Raw genomic sequence first — 14,315 nt, 5'->3', positions numbered from 1 at the left:
CTATCCATTGAGTCTTGTGCAAGCATCAAGTTATTGGTCCTGGCTGACATACTCTTCCTATGGTTGTAGCCTCAGCCGTCGTCTTTCTCGTCAGTCTCCTACTCGGCGCAGCAGGTGTCTACGTTGGCGCACGAATCATCGTTGGGACGAACGACTTCGACCATGCTATCGTCACCGCACTACTCGGCGCAATCGTATGGGCCGTCGTTGGATATCTTGTCGGCTGGATCCCACTTTTAGGGCCGCTGCTCGCTCTTATTGCTTATATCGGCGTGATCAATTGGCGATACTCGACCGAATGGACTGCTGCTGCGATGATCGCTCTCCTTGCGTGGCTCGTAGTGCTTGCTGCGCTATACGTGCTTGCGATGGTCGGTATCACCGGTTTTGAGGCCGTCGGTGTTCCCGGCACGTAGATAATCTTCGTTCCCGCTCAATTCGTTGAACGAACTCAAACCGATGTTCCGAGATTGGAGGATTGGATGGAACGCTACTGCTCGGACCAGCTTGGGGTATACTGAGTAGGGGTTTGGGGAACTCACCGTATCTGGTTCAGGGTAGACTTATCCATTAATTGTTAGAATCGATAGTTTTGGGACAGTCGAATTCGGCCCCCTTACGGATCAAGAGGCAATTTGTTCGACAGTCGAACCGGAGTCTCTAGCGCCCATATATGGTTGACGAGATCCCGTATCAACCCTACTCTTGATATTCTACAAACCGGACATGGACAGTGACATCGGCTGCTGTCCGCTCGCTGATCCGGTCATAAATATGAGAATTGGTGCTGATAGCCTCGGAACCGTGTTCGAAGCTAGGAATGATAGATGGGTTTCGTCTCGTTGTTACGATTAAGGTCGTTTGATAGTGCTTTGGAATCGGGGAGCGTAAAGGAAAACGTCGATCCTGAACCAGGTTTGGAATCGACCCAGATGGTTCCGTCGTGACGTTCGATGATCCGTTTACAAACGGCCAGCCCAATACCTGAACCAGTCTGTTCATCGATCGAGTGCAATCGCTCGAAGATACCGAAGATGCGCTCAGCGTCGGACGGATCAATCCCAATACCGTTGTCGCTGACGGATATTATCCACGTCGATCCATCGCGTTCCGCCGAGATGTCTATTCGTGGAGCTCCATCGCCACTATAGTCGATCGCGTTTGTGAGCAGATTCTGGAATACCTGCCGTAATTGACTCCTGTCGCCTTCGACCATTGGTAATGACTCACGCTCGATTTCGGCATTGCTTTCTTCGATCCTGAACTGTAGATCGGTGAGAACGTCGTCGAGAACATCATCGAGATCGACGGCATCGAACGGATCCCCCTGTGTTTGTACCCGCGAATAATCGAGCAACCCGTCGATCATCGAGCGCATTCGTTCGGCTCCATCGACTGCGAACTCGATGAACTCCTCGCCCTCGTCGTCAAGGTCGTCCTCGTATCGTTGCTCAAGCAGTTGCAGGTAGCTCGTGATCATTCGGAGCGGTTCCTGTAAGTCGTGGGAAACGGCGTATGCGAACTCTTCTAGCCGTTCGTTCGATGATTCCAGTTCCGATACTGCTTCTTCGAGACGTTGCTCCGTTTTCTTCAATTCCTCATTCTGTTTCTCTATACGATACTTCTCTTCAAGTTCGGCGTTTTTCTCCTTGAGGGTTTCCGCTTTCGTCAGTGTCCGCGCGTTTTCAATGCCAAACAAGAGTCCTGCAACCGAACCGACCGACAACAGGATGAGCTGCGTACCACCGGTTAAATCGACTATCTCGACGGCGGGGTGTAATTGCCTCAATCCAACGACGGTACTCGCTATGACGACGCCGCCGCCGGTGTACATGATGATCCGTGAATAGAATGCAGGTAGTATTGACAACTTGGGTAGCATTAAGCCAACGAACGTTAGCGTAAGACCAGGAAGACCGACGAGAACTGCCTCGATCATCACCCCCCTCAGTGCGTCATCCAGTGGTATTCCCTCGCTCAACAACGTGTTACCCGTTCTCACGCCGCCAATGGTGAGGAGAAACAGCCCCAGCGCTGTAAGAAGTCGATTCCAGTGCCTCATCGTTTCCCGGTACGGTATCGCCGGTATATAAAGTGTATTCTAGAATATACTAACATAACACCGAAGTCTGGTAGAATAGATTGATGTCATAAACATTGGGAGAGGAATTTTCCAATATCGTTCCCCCGCTGTAACTACCGAGTGTGAAAGGAATTCGGGCCAGACTCTATCATGGTCCAACTCGGAGGCGAACCTCAATCTCATCTGGCCCTATGACAGCGATGCTATCGTCCGCCTCAGTGACTGTATACTGGCTGTCTGCAACCTGGTCTTGAATCACGTCGAGTGCCTCTGGTCCTGGAAGGATTACCTCGAATCAGGACAGTCCTCTACCGCTGACTGGCTCCGAGCGGTGGTTCCACGTGTTCGCCCCGAGGTGGTGATGGTGTCTGCCAGCAGATATGAACGCTGTGACTGGCACTTCTATTTGTACCTCGAACCCGATAACGTCCACGTGAAAGTCTCTGAAGGCTCCCAGCGAGGACACTTCGAGATGCACATGCCCCACATCTGTTTCAGCAGGGGCCCCGAATTGCCTGCGGCAGCAGCTTCCAGTGGTTCGAAGTCAAGGGATACGTGCCCATACGAACGCACCCATCGGCGGCGGCGGGCCACTCCTCACGCGGGAAATCTCGGTAGCTCTCGATTCCATTCTCCTCCGGGTCAGTGAGGTACAGCGCTTCACTGACGCTGTGGTCGGACCACCGCCGAGCTGCCAGTGGTCCCGTATTCGGGCCAAAACATTACCCAACGCGTCCGGTACCGGGTCGGGTATCGGGCAGACGACTGCCGTCCAGTTCACTAGTCTGCAGGCAGGCCTGTAGTTCCCATCGACGGATTATCATGCAGGACAAAGATACATCCTACCAATTAGGGCGGGTGATGGGTCTTTATCTCTCCCTGCCATAGCGTTCGTATGTTCGTCGTTGAGTTCCAAATTGATACACCCTTTCTTCGGGAAACCCTCACTGCCACTCCTGAAATGACTGTGATTCATAAGCAACAGTACCGATCCACCGATGGTATCAAATTCCTGTTTTGGCCAGAAGGGGGCAATTTCGCAGCTTTCGAGGACGGCCTCAGTACTGACCCCACAGTAGCGAATTTTATCCAACTCGCTGAATCGCAGACACGGCACTTGTATCGAGTGACCTTTACTGAAGTAGGGGAGAGCACTGTTACCTTTCCATTATGGTCTGAATTGGATATTAGCTTGCTTGATGCAACAGAAAACCACAAGAGGCTAATGTCCGATCGAGATGCGCTCCAACAGTACCGTGAGATATGTGAGTTTAGAATCGGTGATCTGTGCAAATGTACAAGCGGTTTTGTCCCCTACGACTTCCTATGGAGGTTACTCTCGTCGGGACTGGAAGCCCAGTTCCGATTCCCGAGCGCGGTGGCACGAGTATCGTTGTCGACGTCGCCGACGAACGCGTGTTGATCGACTGCGGGCCGAAGACCGTCTACGGCCTTATGGACGCGGGAATTCGCTTCGGGGAGATCGAGACGCTATTCTTTACCCACCACCACATGGACCACAACGCATCGTTCTTCCACTTCGCGTTCACAAGCTGGACGGAGGGCGGGCGTGAATCACTCACCATATACGGACCCGACGGTACCGACCGACTCGTCGGCGCGCTGTACGACATCTACGCGGAAGACATTGAGTACCGCCAAGACATCTACCCGACCGACGGCATCTCGAATATCGAGACCAAGCTGGTTACGGACGGCTTCAGTCGCCAGATGGACGGCTGGGAGGTTGATGCACTCCCGGTTGAACATTCGATCGAGACGTACGCGTATCGGTTCGATGAGCATGAGACGGATTCATCGTTCGTCTTCTCTGGCGATACTCGGAAGATCCCATCGCTCTCCGAGTTCGCCGCGGACGCGGACGTCCTCGTGCAGGAGTGTAACACTGCACCAGTTGATGAAGACCGCGTGCCAGACGAGGACGACAAGTTCGTCTGGTCACAGCATGCAGAGGGGGAAAAAGGCCTAGACAAGTCTACGTTGACTGCAAACCACTGTGATGCGACAGATGCTGGTAAAATCGCGCAGGACGCCGGTGTCCAGACGCTTGTTCTCACCCACATCATGCCGTACCGCGACCTTGAGGCAATCCGACAAGACGCTGAATCAGTCTTCGACGGAGAGGTAGTCGTCTCCGAAGATGGACTCACCCTTTCTCCATAGTTCAGTCAGTCCCCAGTTGGATAATAATTCTATCTGGATCGGGTATCTCCCTGAAGTTGGCAGTGACCATCCACGCGAGTTCACGCAACGACGATCGATATTTCTCACTGATACGGACCCAGGCGCTCGGTTATCAACCAAATGATGGCTCGACTGAGCCCCTCGAAACCGACGAGTAAGCGTCCTCGTGGTGCTTGAGTGACGAAATCACGTTCTACGTCAGAAGTTCGTGGACAGTACTTTTGACGATGATGATGGAGACTCCGTATGCGATTTGTCCAACTCTCGGTTCCGGCCGGAAAGCGCAGCGCGATCCTCGATATCCTTTCCGAGGAAGATATCGACTACGTCATCACCGACGAATCCAGCGACAACGGCGGCTACGAGGCGGTCATCTCGTTCCCGCTCTCCCAGGACAACGTCGAGCCAACGCTCGACCGACTCCGCGAGAGTGGTATCAGCGCGGACGCCTGGACCGTTGTGGTCGATGCCCAGACCGTCGTCTCTGACCGTTTCGAAGGAGACGAGAAACGAGACGACAACCGGGACGCACCCAGCGGTCTCATCGCGCGCGATGAACTCCGAACGGCAGCTTCGGATCTCGCTCCCGGACGCTCAGAACGCTGGTCGTACGTCGTAATGACCGTGGTGAGTGCCGTCGTCGCCGTCGTCGGCTTGCTTCAGAACTCGGCCGCAGTGGTAGTGGGGTCGATGGTCATCGCACCATTGATTGGACCGGCGATGGCCGCCGCCACGGGAACGGTCATCGACAACCGCGATCTCGCCACGCGCGGGTTGGCGTTGCAGGTACTCGGTCTCGGTCTCGCCGTCGTGAGCGCGGCGGCCTTCGCCGCAGTCGTTCGGTTCGTGGGATTGATGCCGCCGGGTACCGATATCACCGCGATTCCGGAGGTTCAGAGCCGGCTTGCGCCGAATTTCCTCTCACTGGCCGTCGCGCTCGGCGCGGGCGTCGCCGGTGCCATCAGCCTCGCAACGGGGAGCGGCGCGGCGCTCGTCGGTGTGATGATCGCGGTTGCACTCATCCCCCCGGCCGCAACAGTTGGTCTCGGCATCGCCTGGAGCCAGCCGCTCGTGAGCTTCGGCTCGGGGGTGTTGCTCCTCGTGAACGTGCTCTCCATCAACCTGATCGCGCTGGTCGTCATCTGGCTCATCGGCTATCGGCCACAAAACTCGTTCCAGCTCAATGCAGTGCAAGCCAGAATTCGACAGCGAATCCTCATGCTCGCGCTTGCGCTCGTCGTGCTCTCGATGTTCCTAGCCGGCGTTACCTACATCACCTACCAGTCCGCCCAGTTCGAAGAGAAAGCCGAAAACGAGGTGCGCGACATGATCGACGAGCAACCGTATCGCCAGCTCGCCTTGGCTGATCTCTCGATCGGATCGAGCGAGACAGCCATCGCCTTCAACGAAGCTGACGTCGACGGCGGTGGAGCCATCAACGTCTCTGTGACGCTTAACCGGCCAATGGGGACCACACAGCCGAACTTTGCCTCGGAGCTTGACCGCCGACTCACCCAGCAGACCGAGCGCGATGTTGTCGTCGAGGTGCAGTTCATCGACACCGGCCGAACCGCCTCGGAACGGTCGTCGGGAAACGCCACGGGTTCGTCGGCATTGTTCACGCCTCCACCATAAGGGTATTGCGGGCCTGCCAATACCCCTTCAAGAGTGATCAATGGATGGATTTGACCCACCTTCGGAATCATGGGATCGCACCGAAGGCAGGTCAGTTGACTGTTTGATAGTCTATCGCATAGTGGTTGACCCGCCCTTTGCATGGGCGCTTTGAGGGGATAGCGTGTGCAAAGAGAGTAAGCCATTCTTCTGAATTCTCGAGTTTGAGGGTTGCTACAATCTTAGCTACCAACGTCCTCGAATAATAGACGCCATTTAAACCGTAGATACTGACTGGCGAACCTCATGAGTGTGTAGTACTCACTAGGAAGTGTGACGAGGAATGAATCAAATTCAAATGTCAACGGACACGCTGGTGCGAGCGACCCAGTCGATCATGTTGTCGCGTTCAACATAGAGGACGAAGGACTTGTCGTCTACGACGAACACCAGCCGACTGCCTGGATTCAGTCGACGCACGCCGTCCCCACTGCCGATGTCAACTGAATCTCTCTGGACCCCGTTGACGGCCGCGAACGCCAGTAATACTCGGCGACCAACACTACCACTTAACACAATCATTCTATCGCATACCTAGATATTATATGGTTTGTTATGCTGAGGAGTCCTGCGCCGAATGTACTGGAAAGAAGATTATACGGACTGATGGATCCATGTGGTGTCCAAACTGCGCACTATTCAACCCCCGATAAAAGACAATGTGAGACAGCTGATTGTGAGGTGGATCTCCGTGTCCGATATCTTGAGAGAGCAGGAAAGGCAATCGTGAAGCAGCGTTCAACACAGAGGCTGAGTTCGGCAGAGAGATTCAGTGTAAATTAGATGACTTCAGGTTCAATCGACGAACCCGAGGATCGCTTCCACGACTGCCTTGCTGGCTTGTTGCATTGAGAACCCGAGGACACGATCACGCACCTGAGCGAGAGCGAACGATCTCCTCATCAGGAACGACCGGCAAGCCAACGTACTTCGGGCTGACTGAGGCCGACCGTGAGCACTGGAATGAAGTGATCCAGCATTGCTTCTATGCGACCGGGATCCGGCCCGACGACACGGTTATCTTCGGCGTGGGACAGACGATGGTCCCGGGTGGCACGCCGTACTTTGAGGCACTGACCGAGTTAGGAGCGAACGTCGTCCCCGCCGGCGGTGGTTCGACTGATCGGCTGCTGTCGGCCACGACTGACCTCGCCGCCGACGTGCTGTTCAGCACGACGTCGCACCTACAGTACCTCACGGAAAATGCTCCTGAGACGCTGGACCACAGGGTTGACGAACTCCCAGTGACGAAACTCATCGGCGGCGGCGGGCCAGGTATCGCGAACCCCGAGATTCGAACCCGGCTGTACGACGCGTGGGACACCGATTCCGTCCGAGAACTCATGGGACTCGGTGACGTTATCGGCTGTATGTGGGCTGAGTGCGAAGCCGAAGACGGCATGCACTACTGTGCGCAGGGTCACGCCCACGTCGAACTCATCGAACCAACACGGAGGAGGTAATCCCGTTTGAGGAGGGTTCGGAGGGGGAACTCGTCTACACCCCGCTAGGTCGGGAAGCGACGCCCCTGCTCCGGTACCGCTCGGGCGACTACGCCCGGATCACTAGCACGGCGTGTTCCTGTGGCCGAACCTCGCCGAAGATGCAGTGTATCGGCCGCACCGACGACATGCTCATCTACAAGGGGATGAACGTGTTTCCGTCGGCGATTCGCGACGTCATCTCGGACGTCGACGGTGCGTTGCCACACGTCAGAGTGGTCCTCCCAGAGACAGGGAAAGTCCACTTCGAGGAGCCGATCCCCGTCAACGTCGTGATCGATCCGGAGACAGACCGTGATCCGGCGGCCGTCGCTGACGACGCGGCCGGCGAAGTGCGATCCCAGCTCAGGGCCCGAATCGACCCGAACCCCGTCTCGCTCGCGGAAATCGAGTTGTCGGAGTACAAGTCTGAGTTGGTGGTCGTCAAGGAGTAGCCCAAATCGCCTCTCAAAGGAATTTTGCGGGACGATAGTGAGACTACCGGCGCCTCGAGATTGAAGACGCTCCGGTATCTAGGGAGAGTCTGACGTTGGTTTTCGCAGGTACTGAATCTAGGAGAACGAACCAAATTTCGTATAGCGATATAGAATACATATATTCAGATACTGTCGGTACAGGTCTCGAGAGTGGATTAAATGGGGTATAGAACCGGTATAGGATTCACTTGTCTAAACCCCAGTTTAACCAAGGGACTTTACTAGGGTCGATACTGTACCCCACATACGAATGTCTACTCCCAGCGAGAGACGGGCTCACTCCCAGGGGAAGACCGTCCAAGACGCGGTCGAACGCTACCTCACCTACAAGATCCAAGCGGAAGGCTCCCGGACGACGATGCGCTCGCCGCTGATGGGGTTCGCCGAGTTCTGTCGGGACGAACTCGGCATCGATGACATTGGAGATCTCGAGCCGGCAGACGTCCGTCGATACAGTGAGGACCTATACGACCGAACCAAGATCGACGAGGAAATCTCGGCGTCGACGGCACAGACATACTTCGCGTATGTCCGTGCTTTCCTGTCCTGGTGTGTTCGAGACCAACTCCTCGAGACGAATCCAGCGGACACGACCGAGGCGATGGATCCTCTTCCTGAGGACGATGGGAAGCGCAAAACGCAGTACTGGTCGGAAGACGAGCGCGAGCAGTTCATAAACTACGTTACCAAGCGCGTCGACATGGCGCTCGAGGGAACGATCCGGATCGATCGAGAGACCGCGTTCCGCGACCGGGCGATCGTAGTTATGCTCGACGGAACGGGTGCGCGTGGAGCGGAACTGTTCTCGGATCCAAAGGACGAGAAACGCGATGGTCTCCGCTGGTCTGACGTCGATTTTGAGGAGCGGTCGATCGAGGTCTATGGGAAGTCACGAGACTATGAAACCGCACCGTTCCCCGAGAGCGTTCACGATGTCCTCGAGCGATGGTGCGGACTCCTTGATCCACCGACCGAGTCGTGGCCTGTTTTCCCGACCGGCCACTATCAGTCGAAACGCGAGGTACTTGTCGAATCAATCGGTGAAGAGGCGGTTTCTGCGGCACTCGAGGACCGGGGTGACGTGGGGAAAACCGAGGTTCTTGACCGACTACACCGTGAGCATGAGGTCCCACCGCCGTCGATCTCCAAAGAGGGAGTTCGGCGGTTGATGAAACGACTCACGAAAGAGGCCGGTATCGAGCCGGACGGCGATTACGACTATCTCACACTCCACGGCGCACGACGGGCGCTCGGTCGTGACCTGTACGCGAGTGGCTTGTCCGAAAAGGCACAAGAAGCTCTCCGCCACCAATCGATTGAGACAACACACGAAGCATATTCGGATACCAAGATGAAGGACGTCTCCGACAGTATCGACGAAGTCCGCGACTGATCTGGCCTACGAGTTTCTCAGTCCACTCTCGTCTTCGTCCATTGGTAGAAAGGGAATAGCCTCCTCGATGGGGTCGAACACGAGACGGTCGCAGACAGCGGCGACGGCGTAGGCGCTGAGAAACGCCATGGTGAGGGCGGTGTAAACCAGCATCCCGAGGATCTCGAGCATCGGTCAATAGAGGTCGAACGTCCAGTCGGCCCGCACGTCGCCCTCGAACATCACGTCACTCCCACGCGCCGGAATCTCGAAAGACAGAAACCGGTCAGAGGGTACTTGGGATAAGTATACGCTGGCGACGTATCCGTTCCTGTACTGTGGATTACCCGGTAGTAGGTCGATGATTCGTCGAATCCGACCGATAGCGGGAGCACATCATCACCGAATCATAGGCCTTCGCCGTGATTCACGTCTCTGACGGAACGGCGACAGGTGGATTATCAAAGCTGCCGTTATCTTTCCGAATATCGACATATGACGCCTAGATGTACGCGCCGTAACCAGTTGTGAGCCACTCAAATTCGTCGTTTTCGAGGTCGTTCAGAGCTCCGTCAGTAGGGTCACCGAAGTAGACGCCGAGCTTCTGATGTGCATATGTGAACGACACCCGAACCGAGTATCCGCCGGCATAGATGGTCGCGCTACGTTCCTCGGCTTTGCGATAGCTGCCCTGCCACTCGAGGACGGGACGGACTATCGGTCGTGGTCAAAGCCGACGACATGACGGTGTCTGAGGTGGGCTACTCGGTGGCGCCGTCTTCGGGCCTCAGAAGGCGTCAAGGGCGAACCGACATCGGATCTCCCCATCCAATAGTGGTTTGTCAATAGGACGGGCTGATCGGTGATACGATGTGGCCATTAACGTTAGATCGATCTCGATCAGCGGCGAGATCTATGACTATCTCGGTCGAAGGGAATCTACCGACAATGATAGTACCCCTTTAGTTATCGTCTGCAGTATTATTGTTGTCGCCAAGATCTTCAAAGTCTTCTCCAGAAAGATCTCTAGGAGATGCATTCTCTCTATCTTCATGTATTGTTCTATTAGCCATACTTAGAGAAGCTGTTATAGGTGGATTATCTTCAAGTATATTCAAAACTTCAATACGAACTTCTTCAATATCTTCACTACTTACGGATGGGACAATGATATTAATGCTACCAGGAGAAACCTCTACATCAGATTGGATTTCGGTATTGGTTTCAATCTTTTTCATTAGTTTACCCTTTAGATCGTTCAAATCATTAGCGGATGGGTCAATGATATAGTGATCCTTTTCGGGGGAGATATCAATTTCAGTTAAGAAGGTTCTTCTTATTACTTTTACCTGATAAACTATATTGTTTATCATAACCTGGCCATGACTATTCCCTCTGTTATCTTGCTTTGCGTTTGGTAACTCCAAACCTTCTGGCGTGTCTGGCAACTCCAAACTATCTGGTACAGTTGCTAATTCCGAGCCTTCGGACCTATCTTCCAAAGTACTTCTATCCTCTTTCTCCTCCCTTTCCAGATTGCGTATTTCACCACCATCATTCTCAATTTCTTCCGTATTATTTTGTTGGAGATATATTTCAATTTTCGTCAATGATTCAGACATGTCTCGCAATTCCTCAGTGTTTCGTTTTGTCGAATTACCTATTCTATTCAATCCATTTTCAATTGTATTCTCAAAATCCTTAATTTTCCCACCAATCTGAAATGAGGTTACGAATAGTGTTATTATAATACCTAGGGCACTGAGTAATAATCCGCCAACGCCTATTGCGAGATCAGATGAAACCATGTTCTGTTGGTATAGTCCTCATTTCAGGTGATTCATAGCAGTATCTTGAATCTTGTGATGTCCTATCAAACCTTGCTGTATATGATTTAGTATTCTTGTCATAGTAATAGTTCTGCATGATCGGAGTTGAATCCCTTCTCGATAACGAATTAACGTGCAGCAGTTGTTAGGCGGAATTTTTGATGCTGTCGCCTTGGAGACGCTATCTATTCGAGCTGGCAAATCGCATCGCTTACTGGGAACTCTGTTGATCCGCGATCTCAACAGCAAGTGCCAATCCCGCCCTCGAGAGGGCAAATACAACGGAACTTGTGAAAATCAGCTACTAACGAAACTGTGGTTGTCTAAATAAAGTGACGAAGTAGTGTTGCCACTACTCAGGCCGGCTCACCGATCAGCGACGGCACCGACGAATCCGGTTTCCGTTCCGCCGCCGGGAGTCCTCTAGGTCAACTCGGCACCGCAGAGGATCGTCGGATCGTTCCCTGACTTCGACCACTTCTCGAGGGCCTCGGCGGCTATCGTGCCGACGTTCTCGAAGCTATCGGCCTTCAACCCGAGAGAACCGTATCGATCCGCATTCGCCGTGGTTCGACCTGTTCGTCGAACTCGAGGTCGGCGCCATTCTCAGCAAGCCACTTCTGGAACGGCGACGACTCGGCGACGTGATCGGCCAGTCCGATGAGGTGCTGCATCCGGTCGGCGTAGCTCTCGATCGTATACTCGACCGACTCGACGAGCGCCCGCAACTCCTCGCGGTACTTCCGCGCCCGTAACGAGGCGTCGCTCTGGTCGAGCTCGAGGACGTCGTCGAGATCTTCTATCGCCCGGTAGATCGTCGCGAGGTGTTTCCCCAGCTGGTCGGCGAGACCGTCGACCGTTGTACCGCCGTCGGTCGCAACTGTCTCAGTGACGTCGCGAGCCGTCTCGCCCATGTCTCGCAGCGTCGTCATCAACAGGTGGTCCGACTTCGCCTCAAGGCGCGGGGTTGGATCCTCGTAGAGTTCGACCGGATCGTCACAGGCCACAGCGTCGAAGTGATCGTCTGGGAGGTACACGCTGTTACCGTCGGGACCGAGCGGAATGTCTTCCCAATGGAGAGCGTTCAAGAGCGTCTCCTCGATCTGCTCGGTCACCTCGTGGCGATCGGCCCACGCCCATGCCTCGTCGTCATTCATCGACTTATTGACTAAGATTATCACTTTCGGATGATAGGACAAGTGATCTTTCGAAACCGCATCCTGTCCTTCAGCTGATAGCTCTTGACTCCCACTGACAGCGACGACGCACAGTCTCCATCCAGACGCTGACGAACGAGCTTCGAGCACTCCGCACGAGAGTCGAATTGCTTGAGAGCGAAAACGAGATGCTCAAACGTCAGGTCGAAACCCAATCCGAACAGATCGCCGACCTCGAGGAGCGCGTCGATAAGAACGATCAGACGCGCAAGGACCTCGCGAAGAACACTACTCAAGTCAAGTCAGACGCTGAAGAAGAGAAGGAGATCGCCCGCTCTGCAAGCGTCAAAGCCTGCCAGGTCAAAGCCACGCACGAAGAGAACGAGGCGACGACATGGCCAACGAGACATCACAGCTGCCCAGTGGCGACTGACCCTCGCGCTGCACTTCTTCGCGAACTGCCGCCAGTACAAGGTCAAGCAACGCTTCGTCGATGAGCGCAGCGAGCAAACTCCTACCGTACGTTGCTTGTTGCAAAACACTGGGAGGAGTTCGCTACCAAGCGAACTACTGGTGATGGTGTGTTCTTCACTCGCGACGACGTACGAGCGGCCCTGACTGCGATCATGGGCGAACAGCCTCACGAAACCGCCATTACGCGCGTCTGGGAGGCAATGACGGAACTTGGTGGAGGAGATCTTGAGGAACGCACCCGACAGGTGAGTTCAAAACAGCCAACAAATTCTGACAATGGAGCTCGAGACGGTAACCGGACTGTTCGAAGATCCTATTGCCACCTTGATCTGCTCGAGGAGAGTACAGTGAGTGTAGGAGGCGCCACACCTGTTGTGACCCGGCCAACCGCTGAAGCGGTGTGTGAACGCGAGAAAGCTAACTACAAGATAGGAACACAGATATAGACGGACTTGATCGTCGGCTCTCCTGTCGATATCGCTGTCTCTTCTAGTGACAACCCTGAGAAGGAGTCTCCTGATTTAGTAGTAGTAGCAGTTTGAATTACACGGATTCGGCGATTGTACTCACAGTCCTCCTCGCAATGGGTGTGACTGGACCTCTATCGTATTTCGGTTCATGAGACGGGCACATCGACAAACCACAGTTTCAGTATCTGCACTGATATGAACGGAGTGGAGTGATAACACTGAAATTGAGGTGATATAGAGAGTCGGGTAGTGGTCAATGGTCAACTGTTCGAAGAGCTACAAAGTCTGAGATCAGATATTGTACAAAGAATTTTCGGTAGGTGTATGTAGAGTAGAGGAATAGCAGTGCACCAAGCCAGCAAAGTGGCCAGGCTACCTCGATGAATTCTCCGAAGTTTGGGAAGTATAACAGATATTTTGACTGTCTATCGAAGAAGAAACCGTTCTTCTGAAAAAGATAATAAGTTATATAGAAAAGAGGGAGTCCTACGAAGAGGACGGACATACTTCGTGAGAAGGCATAGATCGCTTGGAAGGTTCGTGACCGGCCGACCTCACTATTGTATATGTAGCTCTGGATTGTTGGATAGAGTTCCTTCCATTCCTCCGATGAGTGAGAGGTATTTTCTTCTGATTCTATCAGTAGAGAAGGATCATGAAGTAGACGACTGCATTCTACTTTGAATTCTTCTATAATGCGTTTTTCTGCGTTATCGGGATTAAGTATTTTTTCCGCAAATAATGTTCTGTGACTAGTGACTAAACAGGATTTGGCAATTAGTTTCTCAAGTCCTGCAGCAAGTGAGTGAAGTGCTTGACCAAGAACGAATGCTAAGACGAGAACAGGGATTATCGCAACTATTGGACCAAATGTGATCTCTTGAGGTATAACCATATAGAAGCTCATTAGAGTGGCTAGACCTGGGAGAAACACGCTGAAGAAGTCGTATTGGCTAAAAAGACGAAATGGACGTGTCATGTGTAGTGTTTAAGATAGATGCCGTGTTATTGTCTTGGTTCTTCTGTTCACGAGCGACTACCGCGTTTTAAGTATTCAAGCTGAGTGAGACGCG

The 14,315-nt window shown here is 53.6% G+C and carries 11 protein-coding genes and 1 pseudogene; 7 read left to right on the top strand and 5 right to left on the bottom strand.

All coding sequences use genetic code 11. The features are described from left to right. The first annotated feature begins 59 nt into the window (after positions 1–59). Entirely contained in the window at positions 60–416 is a 357-nt protein-coding gene (locus WD430_RS20985; protein WP_339106303.1) for a hypothetical protein, read from the top strand. A 398-nt stretch (positions 417–814) separates the two neighbouring features. On the opposite strand, the gene WD430_RS20980 is transcribed toward WD430_RS20985, so the two are convergent. Further along, positions 815–2,062, bottom strand: a complete 1,248-nt coding sequence (locus WD430_RS20980; protein WP_339106302.1) for an ATP-binding protein — start codon at positions 2,060–2,062, stop codon at positions 815–817. A 1,347-nt stretch (positions 2,063–3,409) separates the two neighbouring features. Here WD430_RS20980 and WD430_RS20975 point away from each other — a divergent pair. The 5 genes from WD430_RS20975 (at position 3,410) to WD430_RS20955 (ending at position 9,333) form a co-directional block, all read left to right on the top strand. Then, positions 3,410–4,267: an MBL fold metallo-hydrolase gene (locus tag WD430_RS20975; RefSeq protein ID WP_339106301.1), complete on the top strand. Its 858-nt coding sequence runs from the start codon at positions 3,410–3,412 to the stop codon at positions 4,265–4,267. 267 nt (positions 4,268–4,534) lie between these two features. Then, on the top strand, positions 4,535–5,923 hold the full coding sequence (locus WD430_RS20970; RefSeq protein WP_339106300.1) for a TIGR00341 family protein: 1,389 nt from the start codon (positions 4,535–4,537) through the stop codon (positions 5,921–5,923). An 887-nt stretch (positions 5,924–6,810) separates the two neighbouring features. Further along, positions 6,811–7,425: a hypothetical protein gene (locus WD430_RS20965; RefSeq protein ID WP_339106299.1), complete on the top strand. Its 615-nt coding sequence runs from the start codon at positions 6,811–6,813 to the stop codon at positions 7,423–7,425. Positions 7,426–7,565: 140 nt separating this feature from the next. Next, the gene (locus WD430_RS20960; RefSeq protein WP_339106298.1) at positions 7,566–7,898 is read left to right on the top strand and encodes a hypothetical protein; all 333 of its coding nucleotides are present in this window, start codon (positions 7,566–7,568) and stop codon (positions 7,896–7,898) included. A gap of 292 nt (positions 7,899–8,190) precedes the next feature. Continuing rightward, on the top strand, positions 8,191–9,333 hold the full coding sequence (locus WD430_RS20955) for a tyrosine-type recombinase/integrase (RefSeq protein ID WP_339106297.1): 1,143 nt from the start codon (positions 8,191–8,193) through the stop codon (positions 9,331–9,333). 6 nt (positions 9,334–9,339) lie between these two features. On the opposite strand, the gene WD430_RS20950 is transcribed toward WD430_RS20955, so the two are convergent. The 3 genes and pseudogenes from WD430_RS20950 to WD430_RS20940 form a co-directional block, all read right to left on the bottom strand. Then, positions 9,340–9,504 (bottom strand): hypothetical protein, encoded by a 165-nt coding sequence (locus WD430_RS20950; protein WP_339106296.1) that lies wholly within the window; start codon positions 9,502–9,504, stop codon positions 9,340–9,342. Between the two features lie 770 nt (positions 9,505–10,274). Continuing rightward, positions 10,275–11,120, bottom strand: coding sequence for a hypothetical protein (locus WD430_RS20945; RefSeq protein ID WP_339106295.1), 846 nt, complete (start codon positions 11,118–11,120; stop codon positions 10,275–10,277). A 444-nt stretch (positions 11,121–11,564) separates the two neighbouring features. Next, a pseudogene (locus tag WD430_RS20940) lies at positions 11,565–12,361 on the bottom strand (DNA-binding protein); the annotation flags it as partial. A 104-nt stretch (positions 12,362–12,465) separates the two neighbouring features. On the opposite strand from WD430_RS20940, the gene WD430_RS20935 reads away from it, so the two are divergent. Then, the gene (locus WD430_RS20935; protein ID WP_339106294.1) at positions 12,466–12,795 is read left to right on the top strand and encodes a hypothetical protein; all 330 of its coding nucleotides are present in this window, start codon (positions 12,466–12,468) and stop codon (positions 12,793–12,795) included. A gap of 700 nt (positions 12,796–13,495) precedes the next feature. Here WD430_RS20935 and WD430_RS20930 read toward each other — a convergent pair. Further along, positions 13,496–14,149: a hypothetical protein gene (locus WD430_RS20930; protein WP_339106293.1), complete on the bottom strand. Its 654-nt coding sequence runs from the start codon at positions 14,147–14,149 to the stop codon at positions 13,496–13,498. Between the last annotated feature and the right edge of the window lie 166 nt (positions 14,150–14,315).

The sequence above is a fragment of the Haloterrigena sp. KLK7 genome (assembly GCF_037914945.1).
GTDB lineage: Archaea > Halobacteriota > Halobacteria > Halobacteriales > Natrialbaceae > Haloterrigena > Haloterrigena salinisoli.
The sequence above is the reverse complement of the archived record's forward strand: the minus strand, read 5'-3'. Positions and strand labels throughout refer to the sequence as shown.